Origin of the sequence: Nocardioides mangrovi (assembly GCF_020073815.1) — a bacterium.
Lineage (GTDB): Bacteria > Actinomycetota > Actinomycetes > Propionibacteriales > Nocardioidaceae > Nocardioides > Nocardioides mangrovi.
In genome coordinates this window covers 470848-491870 of sequence record NZ_JAIQZJ010000001.1, presented here as the reverse complement: position 1 = coordinate 491870, position 21023 = coordinate 470848, and the positions used below count along the sequence as shown (strand labels likewise).

Below are 21023 nucleotides of genomic sequence, written 5' to 3'. Positions count from 1 at the left end.
TCGACCCATGACCGAGATCAGCCTGGGCATGCCGGAGGCCCCGCCGCCGGTGCTCGCACCCCGCCGCAAGACCCGCCAGATCCAGGTGGGCAAGGTCGGGGTGGGCAGCGACCACCCGATCTCGGTGCAGTCGATGACGACGACGCTGACCTCGGACGTCAACACCACGCTCCAGCAGATCGCCGAGCTGACCGCGGCGGGCTGCGACATCGTCCGCGTCGCGTGCCCCAGCCAGGACGACGCCGACGCCCTCCCGGAGATCGCGCAGCACTCGCAGATCCCGGTGATCGCCGACATCCACTTCCAGCCCAAGTACGTCTTCGCCGCGATCGACGCCGGCTGCGCCGCGGTCCGGGTCAACCCGGGCAACATCCGGCAGTTCGACGACCAGGTCAAGGAGATCGCCCGGGCGGCCAAGGACCGTGGTACCTCCATCCGGATCGGCGTCAACGCCGGCTCGCTCGACAAGCGGCTGCTGGAGAAGTACGGCAAGGCCACGCCGGAGGCGCTGGTCGAGTCGGCCGTGTGGGAGGCCAGCCTCTTCGAGGAGCACGACTTCCACGACTTCAAGATCTCGGTCAAGCACAACGACCCGGTCGTGATGGTCCGTGCCTACGAGCTGCTCGCCGAGCGCGGCGACTGGCCGCTGCACCTCGGCGTGACCGAGGCCGGCCCGGCCTTCCAGGGCACCATCAAGTCGGCCACGGCCTTCGGTGCTCTGCTCTCGCGGGGTATCGGCGACACCATCCGGGTCTCGCTGTCCGCGCCGCCGGTCGAGGAGGTCAAGGTCGGGCTCCAGATCCTGGAGTCGCTCAACCTCCGCCCGCGCCGGCTCGAGATCGTCTCGTGCCCCTCCTGCGGCCGTGCCCAGGTCGACGTCTACACGCTCGCCGAGCAGGTGACCGCCGGCCTCGACGGGCTCGAGGTGCCGCTCCGCGTCGCCGTCATGGGCTGCGTCGTCAACGGCCCCGGCGAGGCGCGCGAGGCCGACCTCGGCGTCGCGTCCGGCAACGGCAAGGGCCAGATCTTCGTCAAGGGCGAGGTCATCAAGACCGTGCCGGAGTCGCAGATCGTGGAGACCCTCATCGAGGAGGCCATGCGGATCGCGGAGGGCATGGAGTCGGTCGACGGCGCCGCCGCCGAGGTCACCGTCTCCTGAGCCCGTCCCGGACCGTCGTCTGAACGGACGGCGAACTCCGTCCCGCGCCTGGTGACGGCGACCGGTCGCGGGTGCACACTTCGACCGTGACGATGACGCGCAGGCGGCTCCTCGGCGCCGCGTCGGTGTCCGGAGCGCTCGCCGCGACGGGCGCCGCCCGTTGGTGGCCCGCGGCCGCGGCACCGGCCCTTCCCGCTCCCGGCAGGTCCGGCATCGAGCACGTGGTGCTCGTGATGATGGAGAACCGCTCCTTCGACCACTACCTCGGCTGGCTGCCGGGCGCCGACGGCAAGCAGGACGGTCTCAGCTACGTCGACCGGCGCGGCGTACGACACCAGACCCATCACCTCCTGGCGACCGACGGGTGCGGCTTCGAGGACCCCGACCACTCCTACGAGGGCGGCCGGATCCAGCTCAACGGCGGGAAGCTCGACGGCTTCCTGAAGTCCGGCGAGAACGACCTGATGGCGATCGGCTACTACACCGACGACGACCTGTCGTTCTACTCCGGTGCCGCCCGCGACTGGACGGTCTTCGACCGCTACTTCTCGGCGGTCATGGCGGAGACCTACCCCAACCGCTTCTACCAGCACGCGGCCCAGACCGACCGGCTCCACAACAGCATCGACCGCTGCTCGCTGCCGACCATCTGGGACCGGCTCGCGGCCAAGGGCGTCTCGGGCACCTACTACTTCAGCGACATCCCGTTCACCGCGCTCTGGTACGGCAAGTACGCCGGCATCTCCAAGCCGTTCACGCAGTTCCTGGTCGACGCTGCCGCCGGCACGCTGCCCGCGGTGTCCTTCGTCGACCCGCGCTTCCTCGACGAGGAGAGCGGGCTCTCGAACGACGACCACCCGCTCGCCGACATCCGCGCCGGCCAGTCCTTCCTCAACCAGGTCTACGACGCCGTGCGGAACGGACCGGGCTGGGAGCACACGGTCCTGGTCATCAACTACGACGAGTGGGGCGGCTTCTACGACCACGTCGAGCCGAAGAAGGCCCCCGACGTCTCGAGGAAGACCGCCCTGCGTGGCTTTCGCACCCCGGCGCTGATGATCTCGCCGTACGCGCGTCGCGGGCACGTCTCCCACCACGTCTACGACCACACCTCGGTGCTCAAGATGATCGAGTGGCGCTGGGGCCTCAAGCACCTCACTCCGCGCGACAAGGCGGCCCGCAACATGGCCGAGGCCCTCGACCTCGCCAGCGGACCGGATCTGTCCTCGCCGACGTACGACGTCCCCGACATCACGCCCGCGGCCTGCGTGCCGGACGAGTCGAAGTCCGCCGACTGGGCGCAGCTCAAGCGGCTCTCGATCGACCTCGGGATGAGACCGGAGCGGTGGTAGTCCGATCGGTCGCCGCACTGGTGCTGGCCCTGGGCGGGCTGGTCCTGGTGCCCGCGAGCAGCGCCCCGGCCGGCGCCCCGGCCGGCGCCCGTGCCGCGGCGAGCCGGCCGGCGGCGTACGTGCCCCCGATCAAGCACGTCTTCGTGATCAACATCGAGAACAAGGGCTACGACACGACCTGGGGCGACGACTCGGCGGCGCCGTACCTCGCGAAGACCCTGCGGGCGAAGGGTGTGCTGCTCGACCGCTACTACGCGACGGCGCACAACTCCCAGCCCAACTACGTCGCGCAGGTCTCCGGGCAGGGTCCCAACCCGCAGATGCAGGCCGACTGCCAGGTGTTCACCGACTTCGCGCGCACCTCGACCGTCGACCCGAACCAGGCGGTCGGGTCCGGCTGCGTCTTCCCCGACGACGTCCCGACGCTGCCCGGCCAGCTGAGCGACGCCGGTCGGACCTGGAAGGGCTACATGGACGACATGGAGGAGCCCTGCCAGCACCCGGAGGTCGGAGCGATCGACCCGACCCAGAAGGCGACCGCGAAGAAGAACTACGCGGTGCGGCACAACCCCTTCATGTACTTCCACTCGATCATCGACCGCGCCGGCTACTGCAAGAAGCACGTCGTGGCGCTCACCCGGCTGAAGCGGGACCTGCGGCACGTGGGGACCACCCCCAACCTCGCCTACATCACCCCGGACCTGTGCCACGACGGCCACGACGCTCCGTGCGCCGACGGCCGGCCGGGCGGGCTGGCGACCATCGACTCGTGGATGCGGCGGTGGGTGCCGTTGATCCTGAGGTCACCGGCGTTCCGGCGCAACGGACTGCTCGTCGTCACCGCCGACGAGTCCGACGGCCCGCAGGCGGACTCCGACGCCTGCTGCGGCCCGGTGACCTCGGCGAACAGCCCGCTTCCGGGGATCGTCGGGCCCGGCGGCGGGAGGATCGGAGCGCTGCTGGTCTCGCGCTGGATCCGACCCGGGACGTGGAGCACCACGCCGTACAACCACTACTCGCTGCTGGGCTCGGTCGAGGAGGTCTTCGGGCTGCCGAAGCTCGGCTACGCCCGCGACGAGGGCGTCGACACCTTCGGCCTCGACGTCTACAACCGCTACTCGCCGAGCTGAGAGCGGCCGCGACTCAGGTCACGTCCTGCTTGCGGACCCGGGAGGCCCGCTCGCAGTCCTTGGCCACGCAGCGCAGCGTCGCCCAGCGCTTCGGGGTGTGGGTGTCGAGGAGCAGCGCCCGGTCGGTCTCCCACTGGACGCTGCTGAACCAGTACGCCGAGTAGCGCGCGACCAGGCGGCCGCCGTCGGTGGCGCGCACCCACACCCGCCCGGGGCCGAGACCGTCGGCCAGGATGTCCATGGTCACCATCCGGGAGCCGTCGGGGGAGAAGGACATGACGCCCTCCTCGCAGGAGCGCCACAGCTCCCGACGCGGGTGCCGCAGGCTGCTCACGACGTAGCAGCCGCCGTTGTAGGGGTCGCCGGTGAGGGTGCCGAGCCGGTCGGCTCCGACGTTCACCGTGCCGCCCGAGCGGCCGACGATGCGGCGTACGTCGCCGGTGCGGTGGTTCCACGAGAACGTGCGCGTCGGTGCGGAGGCGGTCATCACGACCCGCCCGCCGCGGGCGCCGAGCGGGACGACGTACTTGCTGAAGACCTCCCGGGCCCGCTCCGCGCCGGACTCGGGGTCGAGCACCCGGACGGTGGTGCGGCCGGTGCGGGAGGCGATCCGGCCGATGACCAGGTCGCTGCCGTCCTCGGAGAGCAGCACCTGGGCGCCGTCGCTCAGCCGGGCGATCCGGCGCTGCCTGTCCCCGGTCACCCGCAGCACCCGGCGGTCGGTCTGCACGACGAGGGCGTCACCCGAGCGACCGAGCACCAGCGCCCAGTGGCCGTCGATCTCGATCCGTTCCTTGCCGTCGATCACGGTGGAGCCCACGACGTACGGGATCTTCGGGTCGTCGCCGCGTGGCAGCCTCGCCGGGTGCAGGTCGCCCGGCGCCGCGGCGACCGGGGAGGCGAGGGCGGCGGTCAGGGCCGTCACCAGGGTCAGGATCCCGAGAGAGATGCGCATGCCTCTCAGACTCGATGAGATGACGAAAGGTTGCACAGACCGCCGCGCCCGCTCGTAGGGTGCCGCCATGACGTTCCATCTCGGGGGAGGGGACAACCCGCCGGACTGGTGCTTCCAGGCCAACGCGCAGGGGGACCTGCCGACGTGCACCTACGACGGCTCGTGGCATCGCAGCTACGACGGCGGCGGCCTCGGTGGAGGGGCGGACGGCGGCATCCCCGGCTGGTTCATCGCACTCTTCGTCCTGGTCGCGGTGGTCGGGGTGCTGATCACCGTCTACAAGGTGTCGATGGCGCGCGGGATGGCGACGAGGTCGGGGATGGATCCCGACGAGGCCACCGCGATGACGCTGCTCACCGACAACGGGCTCGAGGCGACCTACCTGTCGGCCAACCTCCGCACGCCGCCGCCGGCGGCGCCCGTGGTGCCGCCGGACGCCACCCCGACCGTGGCCACCCGGCTCCGAGAGCTGAAGGGACTGCTCGACGAGGACCTGATCACCCAGGACGAGTACGCCGCGCGCCGCCAGGCGATCCTCGACCAGACCTGAGCTCGCAGTGAGGCTCCGTCGAGCGCACCACCCGGCACCGGCCGCGGCATCGTAGGATCGGGCGTGCTCTCGACCCGGCACGGCGTCCGGCCCCTCGGCGCCGCCGACCTCAACGCGTTCCTGGAGCTCGCGCGCCGCGACCCGGTGGTCAACGCGTTCGTCGACTACCGCGCCGTCACGACCAACCTCGAGCCGCGCTGGCTGGGCGGGGAGATGTGGGGTCGGTTCGAGGGCGGCCAGCTGGTCGCCGCCTGCCACGTCGGCGCCAACCTGGTGCCGGTCAACGCCGGTCCCGACGACGCGGTGGCGTTCGCCGAGCGGGCGCTGGCCCGCGGCCGGACGGTGTCCACGATCGTCGGCCCCCAGGAGGCGGTCCGGGTCTTCTGGAACGGCGTCGCGAGCAGCTGGGGCCGCCCCCGCGAGGCGCGCTGGGACCAGCCGCACCTGGTGATCGCCGGCGAGCCCCAGGTCGCCTTCGACCCGGAGGTCCGCCGCACCACGAGCGGTGACATGGCCCAGCTCTACCCCGCCTGCGTGGCGATGTACACCGAGGAGGTCGGCGTCTCGCCCGAGGCCGGCGGGGGAGCGGAGCTCTACCGCGCGCGGGTCTCGCAGCTGGTCAACCGCGGCTGGTCCTTCGCCCGCTTCGACCGCACCGGCCGGCTGGTCTTCAAGGCCGAGGTCGCCTGCGCGACGCCGTACGCCGCCCAGATCCAGGGGGTCTGGGTGCCGCCGGACTATCGCGGTCAGGGCCTCGCCACCGCCGGCATGGCCGCCGTCGTACGCGCCGTACGCCGCGAGATCGCGCCGAACGTGTCGCTCTACGTCAACGAGTGGAACCACCCCGCCCGCGCCGCCTACCAGAAGGTCGGCTTCCGCGAGACGGCCCGCTTCGCGACCATCATGTACTGAGTACGGTCGGCGCATGTCCCTCCCGCGCAGCGTCACGATCCTCGCCCTCGGCTTCGCCGCCAGTGGCGCCGTCCACCTGGTCAAGCCCGAGGTCTACGAGCCGCTGATGCCGTCCTGGGTGCCGGCGCACCGCGAGGTCATCCTCGGCAGCGGCGTCGCCGAGCTCGCCTGTGCCGCGGGGCTGGCGCTCCCGCGGACCCGCCGCGCGGCCGGTTGGGCGAGCGTCCTGCTGCTCCTCGGCGTCTACCCGGGCAACATCAAGATGGCCGTCGACGCCGCCCAGACCCGGAACACCACCGTCAAGGCCGTCGCCTTCGGCCGGTTGCCCCTCCAGCTGCCGATGATCCGCGCCGCGCTGCGCGCCGCCCGCGGCTGAGCGTCGACGGGCGGCGGCCCCGCGGGGGTTACTGGTTCGCTGACGAGGGGACCCCGCAAGTAGCCTTCTCCGCATGATCTTGCGGATGTCGAGCCTGTTCGTGCGGACCCTGCGGGAGGACCCGGCGGACGCCGAGGTCCCGTCCCACAAGCTGCTGGTCCGCGCCGGCTACATCCGCCGGGCCGCGCCCGGCATCTACACCTGGCTGCCGCTCGGCCTCAAGGTGCTGCGCAAGATCGAGGGCATCATCCGCGAGGAGATGGACGCGATCGGCGCCCAGGAGGTGCACTTCCCCGCGTTGGTGCCTCGCGAGCCCTACGAGGCGAGCAATCGCTGGACCGACTACGGCGACCTCCTCTTCCGGCTCCAGGACCGCAAGGGCGGCGACTACCTCCTCGCACCCACCCACGAGGAGATGTTCACCCTCCTCGTGAAGGACCTGTACTCGTCGTACAAGGACCTGCCGCTCTCGATCTACCAGATCCAGACGAAGTACCGCGACGAGGCGCGGCCGCGCGCAGGCATCCTGCGCGGCCGGGAGTTCGTGATGAAGGACTCCTACTCGTTCGACGTCGACGACGCCGGCCTGGACGCCAGCTACCAGAAGCACCGCGACGCCTACATCCGGATCTTCGACCGGCTCGGCTTCGACTACGCCATCGTCGAGGCGATGTCGGGCGCCATGGGCGGCTCGAAGTCCGAGGAGTTCCTCGCGAAGGCCGCGGTCGGGGAGGACACCTACGTCCGCTGCACGCTCTGTGACTACGCCGCCAACGTCGAGGCGGTCCACTCGCCGCCCATCGCGCCGGTGGCGTACGACGACGCGCCCGCCGCGCACGCGGAGCAGACGCCTGACACGCCCACCATCGACACGCTCGTCGACCACCTCAACGAGGCCTTCCCGCGCGACGACCGGCCCTGGACCGCCGCAGACACGCTCAAGAACGTCGTCTTCTCGCTCCGCCACCCCGACGGCGAGACCGAGGCGCTGGCCATCGGCCTGCCCGGCGACCGTGAGGTCGACGCGAAGCGCCTCGAGGCGGCGCTCGGCGAGGGCGTCGTCTTCGAGCCCTTCGGCGAGGATGACTTCGCGGCCCGCCCCACCCTCGCCAAGGGTTACATCGGCCCCGGCGCCCTGGGGGAGAACAAGCCCGCAGCCGTCCGCTACCTCCTGGACCCCCGAGTCGTGGAGGGCACCCGCTGGGTCACCGGCGCGGACGTCACCGGCAGCCACGTGCTCGACCTGGTCGCCGGCCGTGACTTCAACGGCGACGGCGTCATCGAGGTGGCCGAGGTCCGCGACGGCGACCCCTGCCCGCGCGGCGACGGCGGCGTGCTCGAGTCCGCGCGCGGCATCGAGATGGGCCACATCTTCCAGCTCGGCCGGCTCTACGCCGAGGCGCTCGACCTCAAGGTCCTCGACGAGAACGGCAAGCTCGTCACGGTCACGATGGGCTCCTACGGGATCGGCCCCTCGCGGGCGGTGGCCGCGATCGCCGAGGGCACCCTCGACGACGTCGGGCTCTGCTGGCCCCGCGAGGTCGCGCCCGCCGACGTCCACCTGGTCGCCGCCGGCAAGGAGGAGGCGGTCTTCGCCGCCGCGGAGCGGATCGCCCACGAGCTCGACCGCGCCGGCGTCACCGTCCTCTACGACGACCGCACCGGCAAGGTCAGCCCCGGCGTGAAGTTCAAGGACGCCGAGCTGATCGGCGTGCCCACGATCGTCGTGGTCGGCAAGGGCCTCGCCGACGGCACGGTCGAGGTCAAGGACCGGGCCACCGGCGAGCGCGAGAACGTGCACGCGGACCACGTGGTCGACCACGTCGTACGCCTCGTCAAGGCATGAGCGGGGTCGACGCGGTCATCTTCGACTGGGGCGGCACACTGACGCCCTGGCACGACGTCGACTTCGAGGCGGAGGCGGCCGCGCTCGCGCGGGCCGTGACCCACGCGGGCGATGACCACGCCGTCCGGCTCCTCGACGCCAACCAGGCGGTCTGGGGCCGCTCCCGCGACCACCAGCAGAGTGCGACCGTGGCCGACCTCTTCTCCGAGGCCGGCCTCGACCACGACCCCGACCTGCTGAGCGACTACCGGGAGTTCTGGGAGCCGCACACCGCGACCGACCCCGACGTCGGGCCCCTCTGGGAGCGCCTGCGGTCGGCGGGGATCAAGGTCGGCGTCCTGTCCAACACGCTCTGGCCGCGGGAGTGGCACGAGGAGTTCTTCCGCCGCGACGGCGTCCACGGGCTCATCGACGGCGACGTCTACACGAGCGAGATCCCGTGGACCAAGCCCTCGGCGCACGCCTTCCGGGCCGCGATGGACGCGGTCGGCGCCGTCGACCCGGCCCGCTGCGTCTATGTCGGAGACCGGCTCTTCGACGACGTCTGGGGCGCTCAGAACGCCGGGCTGCGCGCCATCCACGTGCCGCACAGCCTCATCCCCGAGGCCCAGCGCGGCCACTCCGAGGGCACCCCGGACGCCGTCGCGACCCGGTTGGCGGACGTGGCCGGCATCGTCTCCGCCTGGTCCTGATTGCACGTTTCTGCAATGCAGAAACGTGAGGAATCGAACCGGTCGCGCGTCAAGGGGCGTCTGTTGCAGACTTTTGCACGAAGCGGAAACCCCGTCAGTCCCCCCACATCCCGGCGGGGTCCCGCTTCGGCCACAGGGCCTCAGCGGTCCGCGTACTCGTCACTTCCGGGGAACATCTCGGGAGTTCCCCGGAAGGCGAGTTCGCGGACCGCTGTCCTGTTGAGGGCCTCGATCGCCCAGCGGCGCCAGGCGCCGCTCGTCCGGCCGGTCAGCCACGCGTAGGTCGTCGCGCAGGACCGCTCGGTCCTCAGCGCCACCGCCTCGACCTGGGCCGGCGTGTCCAGCGTGGGGAGCTCGTACGCCGGCTCCGCGGCCACCGGTGTCCCGCCGGCCTCGACGATCGCGTCGCTGAGGTCGTCGCGGCGGTCCAGGTGGTCGTCGTACGACGCGGAGACGGATCCGAAGAGGTCCGGTGTCGCCGACGCGGAGGTGCGCCCGCCGAGCGCGCCGAAGACCCACACGGCCGCGTGCTCGGCGGCCAGCGCCGTCTGCAGGGCGTCGACGTCGCTCATCGGACCTCCAGCTGCTGGCTCACGGCCGCGGACATCGAGGCGAGGAGGCGGGCGAGGTCGCCGCTCCGGGCCGTCAGGGACGCGGCGACCAGGGCGCTCTGCAGCTGCTGCTCGACCCGCCGGACCGGGATCCGGGGCGCCTGGCCGCTGGTCGGGGTGGGCGCGCCGAGCGCCTCGAGGTGCGCCGCGTGGAGGGCGGCGAGGTCGGCGGCACCGGCCTTCGTGGCCCGCTGCCAGGCACGACCCTGCTGCTCGACGACCTCGTCCACGAGGGCCTGGTCGGGGTCCGCTGACGGGCTCGTGGTCGGGTCGCCGGCGGGCTCGTCGCGGTCGTCGCAGCCCGCCAGCACGACCAGACCAGCCCCGGCGACGGCGAGCGTCGTACGGCGGCTGACGAGGCGGGGACGGGCGGGCACGGCGACGACCCTATCCGCCGATCTGGCGACCGGCCGCCGGGGCGCTAAGGTGGTCGATCAACAACAGCACAAGGAGGTCGCCCACCCGTGAGCAGTGCCAGACAGGACGCCACCCGGGACCGGATCGAGGAAGAGCTCGTCGACCCCCTGCGTGCCCTGGGCCTCGATGTCGAGGCCGTCGAGATCACCCCTGCCGGCAAGCGCCGGATCCTGCGGGTGGCGGTGGACAAGGACGGCGGCGTGACCCTCGACGAGGTCGCGGACGCCACCCGTGAGGTCAACCGCGTGCTCGACGCGTCCGACGTGATGGGCGAGCAGCCCTACACGCTGGAGGTCACGTCGCGGGGAGTCGACCGGCCGCTCACGTTGCCGCGCCACTGGCGCCGCAACGCCGGGCGCCTGGTGAAGGTCACGTTCGCCGACGGCGACGCCGTCACCGGACGGATCGGCGAGTCCGACGACACGCAGGTCACCCTCGAGGTCGACGGCGAGCGGAGGCCGGTCGCCTACGACCAGGTGAAGAAGGCGCTCGTGCAGGTGGAGTTCAACCGTCCGGTGGACGAGGAGGCCTGATGGACATCGACATGAGCATCCTTCGCATGCTCGAGCGGGAGAAGGAGATCTCCTTCGACGTGCTCGTGGAGGCGATCGAGCAGGCCCTGCTCACGGCGTACCACAAGACGCCGGGCGCGCAGGAGAAGGCCCGCGTCGACCTCGATCGCAAGTCCGGTCACGTGACCGTGCTCGCCGCCGAGCTCGACGACGAGGGGAACCAGGTGGGGGAGTACGACGACACCCCCGACGGCTTCGGCCGGATCGCCGCGACGACCGCGAAGCAGATCATGCTCCAGCGGCTCCGCGACGCCGAGGACGACATCCGCTTCGGTGAGTTCTCCGGCAAGGAGGGCGACATCATCTCGGGGATCATCCAGCAGGGTCGCAACCCCGACGACGTGATGGTCGACCTCGGCAAGCTCGAGGCGCTGCTGCCGGTGGGCGAGCGGGTGCCCGGCGAGCGCTACGACCACGGCACCCGCATCAAGTGCCTGGTCGTCTCGGTCCGCAAGGGCATGCGCGGGCCGCAGATCACCCTCTCCCGATCGCACCCCAACCTGGTCAAGAAGCTCTTCGCGCTCGAGGTCCCCGAGATCGCCGACGGCACCGTCGAGATCGCCGCGATCGCCCGCGAGTCGGGTCATCGCACCAAGATCGCGGTGAAGTCGACCGTCCCCGGCGTCAACGCCAAGGGCGCCTGCATCGGCCCCATGGGCCAGCGGGTCCGCAACGTGATGGCCGAGCTGCACGGCGAGAAGATCGACATCGTCGACTGGTCCGACGACCCGGCCGACATGGTCGCCCACGCGCTCTCGCCGGCCCAGGTCACCAAGGTCGAGGTCGTCGACGCCGAGGCCAAGTCGGCCCGGGTCGTCGTGCCCGACTTCCAGCTGTCGCTCGCGATCGGCAAGGAGGGCCAGAACGCCCGCCTCGCCGCCCGCCTCACCGGCTGGCGGATCGACATCCGATCGGACGAGCAGCCGGACGACTGAGCCGCCGGCTGGACCACCTCGGGGGCAGTCCCAGCGCTCCTGGCCCGTTGCGACGGTCCCGAGGTGCAGAAATCCCCGGTGGACCGGGTGTTCATGCAGCGCCCGCGACCCGGGGGGGGGGGGGGGGGGGGGCCCCGGGGGGGGGGGGGCCCCCCCCCCCCCCCCCCCGGGCGGCGGGCCCCCCCCCCCCGCCGGGGCGCCCCCGCCCGCCCCCCCCCCCCCCCCGGCCCCGGGGGGGGGGGCCCCCCCCCACGCCCCGGCAGGGTGTCCCGCCGGTCACTCGGCCGGCAGCTCCCGATGCGTGATCGGGATGCGTGCCGACTCGACGGACGGCTGCAGCGGCGTGCGCACGGTGAGGACGCCGTCGGCGTAGTCCGCGGTCACGTCCTGCGCGGTGGTGCCGGGCGGCAGCGTCATGACGCGCTCGAAGGAGCCGTACCGGAGCTCGGTGTGGTGCTGGTCGTGGTGCTCCGAGCGGCGTTCGCCTCGCAGTCGGAGCACTCCTCCCTCCACGGTCAGCTGGAGGTCCCGGCTCGGGTCGATGCCCGGGAGGTCCGCGCGCACGACGCGTCGGTCGTCCTCGACGTACTCCTCGATCCGGATGTCCGGCTCGGCGGCCGCGCCCATCCAGCTCATCAGCTCACCGACCAGCGACTGGCCGTTGCGCTGCATGGTGCTCATGACGTGATCTCCTTCCTCGTGGTCCTGGTGCCAGCCCACCCGCTCCGGCGGTCCCACCCCAGGGCCGAACGACCCGCGATCGCGAGGTCCCGGGTCACGCCCTCGGCTCGGCCGTCCACTCAGAGGTCCGCCGACGAGTCCGCGCCGCGCCAGCCGGCGCGCACGAGGGCCGCGGCGAACTCCGCCGGGTCCCGGCGCTCGATCTCGTCCAGCAGGCGGGCGCGCTCCTGGACCAGCCGGAGCGTCTCCGTCGGCGTCGTCGACGGGTGCTGCAGCTGCTGCGACGTCTGGTGCCAGCGACGTTCGAGGGCACGGTCGTCCACGCGCTCGAGGTGCTGGGCGGGGCCGCCGACCGGGTGCCGGTCGCGGTAGAGCACCAGGCTCCGCTCCACCACGGGCGGGCATCCCCCTGCCAGCGCGACCAGCGCGGGCAGCGACCAGGGTCCCAGCACCAGCGGCAGACCGACGAGCAGGACACCCCCGACGCCGGCCCACAGCCCCCACTGGGCGACCAGGCGCCACCGGTGGTCGGTCTCGGTCCAGGCGAGCCCGAGCGTGGCTCCCATCATGGCGACCAGCAGGCCGGCGGCGATCACCGAGCTGGGACCCACCTCGATGATTCCGGCACCGGCCGAGAGGACCGCCGCGGCGACCGTGATGGTGCCCCAGGTCGCGCGGTAGGTCCTCATGCCTCCACCGTGCTCCCCGGCGGCGACCGTCGGCAGGGCCGATGGTCCCGCCGGGCCCGGGCCCCAGGCACCACGTCCGGGGCCCGACCGGCCCTGCCCTGTGGCCGGGTGCGAGCGCGAGCGTGGAGGCCATGGCGGACGACCCACCGGCCCTCGTGCTGCGACCGCTGCCGGAGGTGGTCGAGGAGCTCGGCTCCTCCGCCACCGGTCTCGACGACGACCAGGCGCGCGCCCGCCTCTCGACGTACGGGCCGAACGAGCTCGTGACCCGGGCGGGGCCCTCACTCCTCGCGTCGGTGGGTCGACAGCTCACCCACCCGCTCGCGCTCCTGCTCTGGGTCGCGGCCGGGCTTGCGCTCGCGACCTCAGCCGAGGTCCTCGGCGTCGCGATCCTCGCCGTCATCGCGCTCAACGCCGGCCTGGCCGTGCTCCAGGAGCGGCACGCCGAGCACGCCGTGGCGGCCCTGAGCGCCTACCTTCCACCCCACGCGGTCGTCGTTCGAGCCGGGCGGCCCAGCACAGTCGAGGCCCGGACGATCGTGCCCGGCGACGTCGTGGTCGTCGAGGAGGGGGACGCGGTCTGCGCCGACGCCAGGATCCTGCAGGGAGCCGTCGAGGTGGACCTGTCCGCGGTGACCGGCGAGTCGGTCCCGGTCGTCCGGGCCGCTGGCTCCGCGACCGAGCTGCACCGGCGCGTCGTCGACGCGCCCGACGTCCTGCTCTCGGGCACGACGTGCACGAGCGGCGACTGCCGGGCGGTCGTGGTCGCGACCGGCATGTCGACCGAGCTCGGCCGGATCGCGAGCCTCAGCGGACGCACGACCCAGGAGCCCAGCCCTCTGGAGCTCCAGGTACGTCGCGTCGCGTGGCTGATCGCCGCCGTGGCGGTCGGTGTCGGGATCGCCTTCCTCCCCCTCGGGGTCATGTCCGGGCTGAGCCTGGCCGACGCCGCGGTCTTCGCGATCGGGCTCCTCGTCGCGAACGTGCCTGAGGGCCTCCTGCCCACGATCACGCTCGCGCTGGCCGCGGGCGTGGCGGACCTCGCTCGTCAGGGCGGCCTCGTGAAGCGCCTCAGCGCGGTCGAGACGCTCGGCTCGACCGACGTCATCTGCACCGACAAGACCGGCACGCTCACCCAGAACCGGATGACCCTGCACAGCACCTGGGACGCCAGCGCCCGGCGGTCCCCCGAGCCGGCCGTCCGATCGGCGATGGCCCACGTGCTGCACGCGTGCACGTCCGCCGACCTGGCGGCCGGCACCGGAGATCCCACCGAGCTGGCCCTGCTCGAGACCGCCGCCCGCCTGGTCGACAGCCCCCTGCCGACCGAGCGCCGGAGGGCGACGTACCACTTCGACCCGCGGCTGCGTCTGATGTCGGTCGTGGTCGTCGACGCCCACGGCGTCGAACGGATCCTGACCAAGGGCGCCCCCGAGGCGGTGCTGGCGCGGTCGACGTCCGCGATGGCGCCGGACGGGACGACCAGCACGCTCGGACCGGCCGACCGCGAGCGGCTCGCGACCCGGCTCGAGGAGCTGGCCGGGCGTGGCCTGCGCCTCATCGCGTGCTCCTGGCGCGAGGTCCCGGTGGCCGCGACCGTGCCGGACCGGGCCGAGCTCGAGCACGACCTCGACCTGATCGGCTTCGTCGCGCTCACCGACCCCCTGCGCGACGCGGTCCCCGACGCGGTCGCGCAGGCGCATGCCGCCGGCATCACGGTCCACGTGATCACCGGCGACAGCGGCGGCACGGCCGCGGCGATCGCGACGTCCGCCGGGATCGGCGGCTCGGACCGTCCGCACGTCGTGCCCGGGCCGGACCTGGAGGACCTCGACGACGAGCACCTCGACGACCTGCTCAGCGGCGAGGCGGAGCTGGTCTTCGCCCGCAGCTCGCCGGAGGACAAGCTCCGGATCGCGGCCCGGCTGCAGGCCGCCGGGCACGTGGTCGCGATGACCGGCGACGGTGTGAACGACGCGCCGGCGCTCCGCCAGGCGGACATCGGGGTGGCCATGGGTCGGGCCGGCACCGACGTCGCGCGCGAGGCGGCCACGATGGTGCTGACCGACGACGACTTCGCGACGATCATCCGGGCGGTCGAGGCGGGGCGCCGGGTCTACGACGACGTCCGCAAGTTCATCGTCTACATCTTCGCCCACGCCGTTCCGGAGATCGTCCCCTTCCTCGTCTTCGCGCTCTCGGGCGGCGCGGTGCCCCTCGGTCTCACCGTGGTGCAGATCCTGCTGATCGACCTCGGGACCGAGACCCTGCCCGCGCTCGCCCTCGGCCGGGAGGCGGCCGAGCCCGGGCTGATGGACCGACCGCCGCGGCCGCGCTCGGAGAGGATCATCTCCAGGGCCATGCTGGTGCGTGCCTGGGCTGTCCTCGGACTCACCTCGGCCGCGCTCGTCCTCGGTGGGTACCTGGACGTCCTGATGAGCGCGGGCTGGCGCCCTGGCGATCCCACCGGACCCGGAAGCGCGCTGCACGACGACTACCTCCGGGCGACCACGATGACCTTCGCGGGCATCGTCGCCTGCCAGGTCGGAACGGCCCTGGCGGCGCGGACGGAGCGGGTCTCGCTGCTCGCGATCGGGCCGTTGACGAACCGCTTCCTGCTCCTCGGCATCGCCTTCGAGATCGCGGTGACCGCGGTCGCCATCTACCTGCCCGCCGCGCAGGAGGTGTTCGGAACCCGGCCGCTGCACGGCTCGGAGCTGGCCCTGCTCGGGTGCTTCCCCGTCGTCGTGTGGCTGGTCGACGAGGGCTACCGCTGGGCGCGCCGGGCCCGTTGGGCGCGGACCGGAGAGGTGGCGGGCTAGGACCCGTCCCCCGGCACCCACCAGACGAGCTCGGTGCCCTTCTCGCGTGTCGACGTGATCGTCAGGCTGCCGCCGCGCTGCTCGGCGCGCCGGCGCATGTTGGCCAAGCCACTCTCGGCGACGCGCTCCGGCATCCCGTCCCCGTCGTCGACCACGCGGAGCCGGATGCCGTCGTCGACACTGAGCTCGACCAGGCAGGAGGAGGGTCGGGCATGGCGGGCGGCGTTCGAGAGCGCCTCCGTGAGCACGGCCAGGACATCGGGCGCCACCGCGTCGGAGATCCGCGAGTGGACCGCACCCTCGAATCGGAGCTCCGGGCGGAACTTCATGGTCCCGGCGGCCCGGTCGACCACCTCGGCGACGGCCGACCGGATGTCGGTCGAGACCTCCATCGATCCCAGGGCGAAGATGGTCCGGCGGATGTCGCGGATCGTCGCGTCGATGTCGTCGACGGCCTGGTCCAGACGCAGCCTCACCTGGTCCGGGTCCTGCAGTCTCCCGGCCCCCTGTAGCGTCAGGCCCGTCGCGAACAGGCGCTGGATGACCAGGTCGTGAAGGTCCCGTGCGATCCGGTCCCGGTCTTCGAGCAGCAGCAGGCGCTCCTGGTCGCGACGGGCGCGGGCCACGTGGAGGGCGAGCGCGGCCTGCTCGGCGAACATCGTCGGCAGGGCCGTGTCGAGATCCACGTCCACCCGCTGCGCGTCCCGCCGCCAGGCGAGCGCGACCACGCCCTCGATGCCCGCCGAGCTGCGCAACGGCACCACGACAGCCGGTCCCAGCGGGTCCCAGCCCAGCTTCTCCGCGACGTCCAGCGCCCGCTCGTCGGCCGCGAGGTCCTCGACGGTGATGGGCATGCCGCTGCGGACGACGCTCCTGGCCAGGGACCGGCTCAGGTCCAGGCCTGCCATGCGCTCCGGTGTCGCCGGCATCCCCGAGACCACCTGGAGCGCGAGGTGGGCATCGTCCGGGCCGGCGGCCACCCAGGCGACGTCCGCACCTCCGAGCTCGCGGGCGCGGTCGGCGAGGATCTGGAGCGCCGTGGCATCGGTCTCGGGGCGGAGCAGGAGCGCCGTCAGCTCGGCACCGGCCGCGAGCCACCGCTCGCGCCGGGCCGCCTCCTCGTGGAGCCGGGCGTTCTCGACCGCCACTCCCGCCGCGGCCGCGAGCGCGACCACGATCTGCTCGTCCCCTTCCGTGAAGTCCCCGGCGCCGACCTTCTCGGTGAGGTAGAGCGTGCCGAACACCTTGTCCCGGATCCGGATCGGGACACCGAGGAACGACCGCATCGGCGGATGCCCGCTCGGGAAGCCCGAGGAGGTCGGGTGCGCGGCGATGTCGTGCAGGCGGAGCGGCTCGGGATGGTCGATGAGCAGACCCAGGAGGCCTCGCCCGTCGGGCGGGCGAGGGATCCGGGCCTGCTCGGCGGCGGAGATGCCGTGCGTCACGAGGCTCCGCAGGCGCCGGTCGGGCTCGTCGCCGAGGACGCCGAGCGCGACGTACCGGGCGCCGGCCAGGTCCGCGGCGACCGTCACGATGCGCGAGAGGAGCTCGTCGAGACCGAGGTCGGCCATGCCGACCACGGCGTCGAGCAGCAGCTGCCACCGCTCCTCGGCCGGGTTGTCACTGAGCTCCGAGCCACCGGCCGGCCACTCGTCCATGGCCCCTCCTGTGAGGACACCCCCCGTCGACGCTAGCGCACCAGGTGCCCCTCTGACTCGAGGAGCACGGGAACCTCGGGGGTCCCGGTCGGCGGCACCACCCGGACCGGGCACCGGGCGGACCGCAGCACGGTGCGCGCGGTGCTGCCCAGGTGCGCAGCGGCCGGCACTCCGTGCTCCCGCCTCACCAGGACGATCACGTCGGCGTCCTGGGACTGCTCGACCAGGGCGTGCGCCGCCCGGTCGTGCACGACCCGGATCTCCACCGGTACGTCGGGGTAGACGACGCGCCAGTCCCGCACGAGGGCCTCCATCTCGATCGTCGCCTCCTCCTGCCACGAGTCGAGATCCACCCGGACCTCGATGATGTCGTCGTAGACGCTCGGCAGTCTCCAGGCGTGCAGGACCACCAGCCGGGCGCCCCGACGGTGCGCGACCGCGAACGCCTCGGCGAGCAGCTCGCCGGCGTGCTGGGGCGACTTGACGCCCACCAGGACGGTGCCGCCGGACGTCGGCTCCCAACCGGCCGGGACCTGGGCGACCGGGACCGACGCCCGCGCGCAGACACCCGCGGTGACGTCGCCCGAGAGGAGCCGCTCGAGCAGCGGGCGGTCGTCCCGTCCGACGACCAGGAGCGCCGCCTCCTCCGCCGCCTGGGCGAGCTGGACGGCACGGGTGCCGTGACGCAGGTGCCCCTCGGCCTCGGCGTCCGGCGCGATCTCCTCGAGCGAGGCCAGTGCGGACCGGAGGATCGCGGTCGCGGTCTCGCTCAGGTCCTCGGGCGTGAGCGGCACCAGGGGTGAGATCGGCAGGTAGTCCGGGACCACGTGGACCACGTCCACCCGTCCGCCGAGCCCGGCGGCCTCCTCGGCCGCGTAGCGCAGTGCGCTGCGGTTGCCCGTCGACCCGTCGACGCCGACGACGACGGTGCGACCGTGCCGCTCGACCCTCTGCTGGTTGTTCATGGCGTCCTCCTCGTCTCGGTTGTCCCGGTTGTCTCCCTCCACGGTCGGACGCCCCCGGGGCGGCCGGGAGGGCCGGTCGGTCACGGCCACCGGGCCGTTGGTCACCGCTGGGCGACCCATCGACCCCTCGATTGACCAAGGTCACGAGGGCTCGGGTCCGACTGCCGTGGCGCGGGTGTCGTCGCGGTCCGATCGTGGGAGTGACCCACCGGACCACCAGCAGAGGAGGTCGTCATGAACACCTCGAACCCCCAGCTCCCGGCCGTGCTCCCCGGCTACGACTGCTGGCAGCTGCTCGAGAGCGAGGAGATCGCGCGGATCGCGTGGTCCGGGCCGGACGGAGTCGCCGTGGTGCCGGTCAACTACACCGTCGCCGACGGCGCGCTGTGGTTCCGCACCCAGCCGTACACCGCCCTGGCGCGGCAGTGCGCAGGAGGTCGCGTGGCCGCCGAGGTCGACCACCTGGACCGCGAGACCCACGCAGCGTGGAGCGTCGTCGTCACCGGGGTCGCCGAGCGCGTCCCGGCCCACGAGGTCCCCGACACGGTCGGCGAGATGCCCGTCTGGGCCCCCGGTCCGCGCAGCCTCTTCATCCGGCTCGCGCCGACCGACGTGACCGGCCGTCGGATCCGGGGCCGCGGGGAGCAGGGCGACCACTGAGTCAGTGACCGGCAGCCGGCCGAGCACGCGCGAGAGGAGTCCCATCATGCTGGTGCGAGAGGCGATGACGTCGGAGCCGCTCACGGCCACCCTGCGGACGACGGTCAAGGAGGCGCTGGTGACGCTGTCGGAGCACGGCATCACCGCCCTGCCCGTCGTCGACCGCAGCGGACGGCTGCGCGGCATCGTGAGCGAGCTCGACCTGATCGAGGACGCGATCGTGCGCGACCCGCGCGCACGGGAGCACGCCATCGCCGTCGACCCCCTCCGGCCACCGCAGACCGTCGAGGACGTCTACACCCGGTCCGCCGTCACCGTCGCGCCCGACGACGACATCGCGGTCGCCGTCGAGCTGATGACCGCGACGGGCGCGAAGAGCCTGCCCGTCGTCGAGCGAGGGCACCGGCTGGTCGGGGTGGTCAGCCGCAGCGACATCGTCCGGGCGCTCGCGCGCACCGATGCCGTGATCGCGTCCGACGTGACCGCGCTGCTCTCCTCCGTCGGTCGCGCCGACTGGCTGGTCGAGGTCGACGACGGAGTGGTGCTGGTGACCGGTCCCGCCAACGTCGGCGAGGCCTCCCTGGCTCGCGTCGTCGCGCAGACCGTGGCGGGTGTCGTCCACGTGGACACCGCCCCCGGCTGACCGGGCCTCGGTCAGCCGAGCAGCACGTGCTCGCCGAGCCGGGGCACCACGGCCGGGACATCGAGGTCGTCGGTGATCCGGTCGGCCAGTGCCTGGGCGGCGGTGGCCTCCCCGTGGACGACGTACACGGCCTGCGGTGGCGTCGCCGCCGAGCCGACCCAGGCGACCAGCTCGTCGGCGTCGGCATGCACCGAGAACGACGGATCGTCGACGATCTCCGCCCGCACGGGGACGTAGCGTCCGTGGATCTTGACCTGGCGCGCCCCGTCGAGGAGCTGCCGGCCGCGGGTGCCGACCGCCTGGTAGCCGGTCAGGACCACGCAGTTGCGCCGGTCCGGGAGCTGGTGGGCGAGGTGGTGGATCACCCGGCCGCCGGTCGCCATCCCCGAGGCGGACACGATGATGCACGGGCTCCCGGGGTTGTTGAGACGCATCGAGCCCTCGGCGTCGCGCACACCGCGCACCTGCAGGTCCTCGACGGCCTCGGCGAGCTCCCGGGCCTCGGGCCGGAGCTGCCCCGACCCTCTCGCGATCGCAGCCCGGTAGACCTCGAGCGTCGCGAGCGCCATCGGGCTGTCGACGAACACCGGCACGCGGGGTGCCCGGCCGTCGCGAACGAGTCGGTGGAGCTCCAGCAGGACCAGCTCGGTCCGGTCGACGGCGAATGCCGGGATCAGCACGGAGCCGCCGCGGGCGACGGTCCGCCGGATCGCCGACCCCATCGCGTCACCGGCGTCGTCCGGGTGTCGGCGGTCGCCGTACGTCGACTCGACGACGATCGTGCCCGCGGAGGGCGGCGGGTCCGGGGGGCGGAGCAGGGGGTGGCGGTCGCGGCCGAGGTCGCCGCTGAGGACGACCCGAGCGCCGCCCACCTCCAGCTCGACCGTCGACGACCCGAGGATGTGGCCCGCCGGGTGGAGCACCGCGCGGGCGTCGGCGCCGACCTCGACCTCCTGGCCGTGCTCGACGGGGCTCAGCAGCCGCAGTGAGCTCTCGACGTCGGCGAGGTCGTAGAGCGGCAGCGCCGGTCGGTGCTTGGAGAAGCCGGCGTCGTTGGCGAGCCGGGCGTCCTCCTCCTGGAGGTGGGCGCTGTCGCGGAGCACGATCGCGACCAACTCGGCCGTCTCGGGCGTGCAGAGGATCGGACCCCGGTAGCCCTCGCGGACCAGCCGCGGCAGGTAGCCGCAGTGGTCGAGGTGGGCGTGGCTGACCACGACGGCGTCGAGGTCGTCGACGGGCAGTCCCGACGGCGCCCAGTTGCGCCGACGCAGTGCCGACGGCCCCTGGTAGAGACCCGCGTCCACGAGCACCCGGCTCGCGTCGGACTCGACCAGGAAGCGGCTGCCGGTGACGGTGCCGGCGGCGCCGAGGAAGGTGAGGGACGGCGAGGTCGGCATG

21 protein-coding genes are annotated in these 21023 nt (G+C 72.9%); 13 read left to right on the top strand and 8 right to left on the bottom strand.

The genetic code is table 11. The annotated features are described in order from the left end of the window. The first annotated feature begins 7 nt into the window (after nucleotides 1-7). From ispG to K8U61_RS02295, 3 genes are all read left to right on the top strand, one after another. Nucleotides 8-1159, top strand: a complete 1152-nt coding sequence (gene ispG, locus K8U61_RS02305; RefSeq protein WP_224121347.1) for a flavodoxin-dependent (E)-4-hydroxy-3-methylbut-2-enyl-diphosphate synthase — start codon at nucleotides 8-10, stop codon at nucleotides 1157-1159. A gap of 92 nt (nucleotides 1160-1251) precedes the next feature. Beyond that, nucleotides 1252-2511, top strand: coding sequence for an alkaline phosphatase family protein (locus tag K8U61_RS02300; RefSeq protein WP_224121916.1), 1260 nt, complete (start codon nucleotides 1252-1254; stop codon nucleotides 2509-2511). Continuing rightward, nucleotides 2505-3641 (top strand): alkaline phosphatase family protein, encoded by a 1137-nt coding sequence (locus K8U61_RS02295; RefSeq protein ID WP_224121346.1) that lies wholly within the window; start codon nucleotides 2505-2507, stop codon nucleotides 3639-3641. Before K8U61_RS02300 ends, K8U61_RS02295 begins: the two co-directional genes overlap by 7 nt. A gap of 13 nt (nucleotides 3642-3654) precedes the next feature. Here the strand turns inward: K8U61_RS02295 and K8U61_RS02290 are convergent, their stop codons facing one another. Next, the gene (locus K8U61_RS02290; RefSeq protein WP_224121345.1) at nucleotides 3655-4596 is read right to left on the bottom strand and encodes a hypothetical protein; all 942 of its coding nucleotides are present in this window, start codon (nucleotides 4594-4596) and stop codon (nucleotides 3655-3657) included. 67 nt (nucleotides 4597-4663) lie between these two features. On the opposite strand from K8U61_RS02290, the gene K8U61_RS02285 reads away from it, so the two are divergent. The 5 genes from K8U61_RS02285 (at nucleotide 4664) to K8U61_RS02265 (ending at nucleotide 8972) form a co-directional block, all read left to right on the top strand. Then, the gene (locus K8U61_RS02285; protein WP_224121344.1) at nucleotides 4664-5146 is read left to right on the top strand and encodes an SHOCT domain-containing protein; all 483 of its coding nucleotides are present in this window, start codon (nucleotides 4664-4666) and stop codon (nucleotides 5144-5146) included. Nucleotides 5147-5209: 63 nt separating this feature from the next. Further along, nucleotides 5210-6058 (top strand): GNAT family N-acetyltransferase, encoded by an 849-nt coding sequence (locus K8U61_RS02280; protein WP_224121343.1) that lies wholly within the window; start codon nucleotides 5210-5212, stop codon nucleotides 6056-6058. Nucleotides 6059-6071: 13 nt separating this feature from the next. Then, a complete protein-coding gene (locus tag K8U61_RS02275) occupies nucleotides 6072-6434 on the top strand; it encodes a DoxX family protein (RefSeq protein ID WP_224121342.1) in 363 nt (120 codons plus the stop codon). 73 nt (nucleotides 6435-6507) lie between these two features. Further along, entirely contained in the window at nucleotides 6508-8280 is a 1773-nt protein-coding gene (locus K8U61_RS02270; protein ID WP_224121341.1) for a proline--tRNA ligase, read from the top strand. Further along, nucleotides 8277-8972, top strand: a complete 696-nt coding sequence (locus K8U61_RS02265; RefSeq protein ID WP_224121340.1) for an HAD family hydrolase — start codon at nucleotides 8277-8279, stop codon at nucleotides 8970-8972. The genes K8U61_RS02270 and K8U61_RS02265 overlap by 4 nt, the downstream gene beginning before the upstream one ends. 140 nt (nucleotides 8973-9112) lie before the next feature. Here K8U61_RS02265 and K8U61_RS02260 read toward each other — a convergent pair whose 3' ends face one another. Both K8U61_RS02260 and K8U61_RS02255 read right to left on the bottom strand, forming a co-directional pair. Next, nucleotides 9113-9544 (bottom strand): DUF4439 domain-containing protein, encoded by a 432-nt coding sequence (locus K8U61_RS02260; RefSeq protein ID WP_224121339.1) that lies wholly within the window; start codon nucleotides 9542-9544, stop codon nucleotides 9113-9115. After that, nucleotides 9541-9960 carry a hypothetical protein gene (locus tag K8U61_RS02255; RefSeq protein ID WP_224121338.1) on the bottom strand — a complete coding sequence of 140 codons (420 nt, stop codon included), beginning with the start codon at nucleotides 9958-9960 and terminating at the stop codon, nucleotides 9541-9543. The genes K8U61_RS02260 and K8U61_RS02255 overlap by 4 nt, the downstream gene beginning before the upstream one ends. Nucleotides 9961-10047: 87 nt before the next feature. Between K8U61_RS02255 and rimP the strand changes: the two genes are divergently transcribed. Both rimP and nusA read left to right on the top strand, forming a co-directional pair. Further along, entirely contained in the window at nucleotides 10048-10533 is a 486-nt protein-coding gene (gene rimP, locus K8U61_RS02250) for a ribosome maturation factor RimP (RefSeq protein WP_224121337.1), read from the top strand. After that, nucleotides 10533-11507, top strand: a complete 975-nt coding sequence (nusA, locus tag K8U61_RS02245) for a transcription termination factor NusA (RefSeq protein ID WP_224121336.1) — start codon at nucleotides 10533-10535, stop codon at nucleotides 11505-11507. Before rimP ends, nusA begins: the two co-directional genes overlap by 1 nt. 276 nt (nucleotides 11508-11783) lie before the next feature. On the opposite strand, the gene K8U61_RS02240 is transcribed toward nusA, so the two are convergent. Continuing rightward, nucleotides 11784-12188, bottom strand: coding sequence for an Hsp20/alpha crystallin family protein (locus tag K8U61_RS02240; protein WP_224121335.1), 405 nt, complete (start codon nucleotides 12186-12188; stop codon nucleotides 11784-11786). Nucleotides 12189-12307: 119 nt separating this feature from the next. Beyond that, nucleotides 12308-12877, bottom strand: coding sequence for a hypothetical protein (locus K8U61_RS02235; protein WP_224121334.1), 570 nt, complete (start codon nucleotides 12875-12877; stop codon nucleotides 12308-12310). 131 nt (nucleotides 12878-13008) lie between these two features. Between K8U61_RS02235 and K8U61_RS02230 the strand changes: the two genes are divergently transcribed. Next, the gene (locus K8U61_RS02230; RefSeq protein WP_224121333.1) at nucleotides 13009-15699 is read left to right on the top strand and encodes a cation-translocating P-type ATPase; all 2691 of its coding nucleotides are present in this window, start codon (nucleotides 13009-13011) and stop codon (nucleotides 15697-15699) included. On the opposite strand, the gene K8U61_RS02225 is transcribed toward K8U61_RS02230, so the two are convergent. Together K8U61_RS02225 and K8U61_RS02220 are read right to left on the bottom strand one after the other, a co-directional pair. After that, nucleotides 15696-17357 (bottom strand): sensor histidine kinase, encoded by a 1662-nt coding sequence (locus tag K8U61_RS02225; RefSeq protein ID WP_224121332.1) that lies wholly within the window; start codon nucleotides 17355-17357, stop codon nucleotides 15696-15698. The two genes, K8U61_RS02230 and K8U61_RS02225, sit on opposite strands and share 4 nt — an antisense overlap. A gap of 32 nt (nucleotides 17358-17389) precedes the next feature. Next, entirely contained in the window at nucleotides 17390-18322 is a 933-nt protein-coding gene (locus K8U61_RS02220) for a universal stress protein (protein ID WP_224121331.1), read from the bottom strand. 234 nt (nucleotides 18323-18556) lie between these two features. Here K8U61_RS02220 and K8U61_RS02215 point away from each other — a divergent pair, with 234 nt between their 5' ends. Beyond that, the gene (locus K8U61_RS02215) at nucleotides 18557-18982 is read left to right on the top strand and encodes a pyridoxamine 5'-phosphate oxidase family protein (RefSeq protein ID WP_224121330.1); all 426 of its coding nucleotides are present in this window, start codon (nucleotides 18557-18559) and stop codon (nucleotides 18980-18982) included. Between the two features lie 46 nt (nucleotides 18983-19028). Next, nucleotides 19029-19625, top strand: a complete 597-nt coding sequence (locus K8U61_RS02210; RefSeq protein ID WP_224121329.1) for a CBS domain-containing protein — start codon at nucleotides 19029-19031, stop codon at nucleotides 19623-19625. Between the two features lie 11 nt (nucleotides 19626-19636). Here the strand turns inward: K8U61_RS02210 and K8U61_RS02205 are convergent, their stop codons facing one another. Beyond that, nucleotides 19637-21022: an MBL fold metallo-hydrolase RNA specificity domain-containing protein gene (locus tag K8U61_RS02205; RefSeq protein ID WP_224121328.1), complete on the bottom strand. Its 1386-nt coding sequence runs from the start codon at nucleotides 21020-21022 to the stop codon at nucleotides 19637-19639. Between the last annotated feature and the right edge of the window lies 1 nt (nucleotide 21023).

Bases quoted from the DNA above. Each gene is read 5' to 3' on its own strand.
- ispG (WP_224121347.1), top strand. From the start codon at position 8: ATGACCGAGATCAGCCTGGGCATGCCGGAGGCCCCGCCGCCGGTGCTC.
- K8U61_RS02300 (WP_224121916.1), top strand. From the start codon at position 1,252: ATGACGCGCAGGCGGCTCCTCGGCGCCGCGTCGGTGTCCGGAGCGCTC.
- K8U61_RS02290 (WP_224121345.1), bottom strand. From the start codon at position 4,596: ATGCGCATCTCTCTCGGGATCCTGACCCTGGTGACGGCCCTGACCGCC.
- K8U61_RS02285 (WP_224121344.1), top strand. From the start codon at position 4,664: ATGACGTTCCATCTCGGGGGAGGGGACAACCCGCCGGACTGGTGCTTC.
- K8U61_RS02275 (WP_224121342.1), top strand. From the start codon at position 6,072: ATGTCCCTCCCGCGCAGCGTCACGATCCTCGCCCTCGGCTTCGCCGCC.
- K8U61_RS02270 (WP_224121341.1), top strand. From the start codon at position 6,508: ATGATCTTGCGGATGTCGAGCCTGTTCGTGCGGACCCTGCGGGAGGAC.
- K8U61_RS02265 (WP_224121340.1), top strand. From the start codon at position 8,277: ATGAGCGGGGTCGACGCGGTCATCTTCGACTGGGGCGGCACACTGACG.
- K8U61_RS02260 (WP_224121339.1), bottom strand. From the start codon at position 9,544: ATGAGCGACGTCGACGCCCTGCAGACGGCGCTGGCCGCCGAGCACGCG.
- nusA (WP_224121336.1), top strand. From the start codon at position 10,533: ATGGACATCGACATGAGCATCCTTCGCATGCTCGAGCGGGAGAAGGAG.
- K8U61_RS02240 (WP_224121335.1), bottom strand. From the start codon at position 12,188: ATGAGCACCATGCAGCGCAACGGCCAGTCGCTGGTCGGTGAGCTGATG.
- K8U61_RS02235 (WP_224121334.1), bottom strand. From the start codon at position 12,877: ATGAGGACCTACCGCGCGACCTGGGGCACCATCACGGTCGCCGCGGCG.
- K8U61_RS02230 (WP_224121333.1), top strand. From the start codon at position 13,009: ATGGCGGACGACCCACCGGCCCTCGTGCTGCGACCGCTGCCGGAGGTG.
- K8U61_RS02225 (WP_224121332.1), bottom strand. From the start codon at position 17,357: ATGGACGAGTGGCCGGCCGGTGGCTCGGAGCTCAGTGACAACCCGGCC.
- K8U61_RS02220 (WP_224121331.1), bottom strand. From the start codon at position 18,322: ATGAACAACCAGCAGAGGGTCGAGCGGCACGGTCGCACCGTCGTCGTC.
- K8U61_RS02215 (WP_224121330.1), top strand. From the start codon at position 18,557: ATGAACACCTCGAACCCCCAGCTCCCGGCCGTGCTCCCCGGCTACGAC.
- K8U61_RS02210 (WP_224121329.1), top strand. From the start codon at position 19,029: ATGCTGGTGCGAGAGGCGATGACGTCGGAGCCGCTCACGGCCACCCTG.
- K8U61_RS02205 (WP_224121328.1), bottom strand. From the start codon at position 21,022: ATGCCGACCTCGCCGTCCCTCACCTTCCTCGGCGCCGCCGGCACCGTC.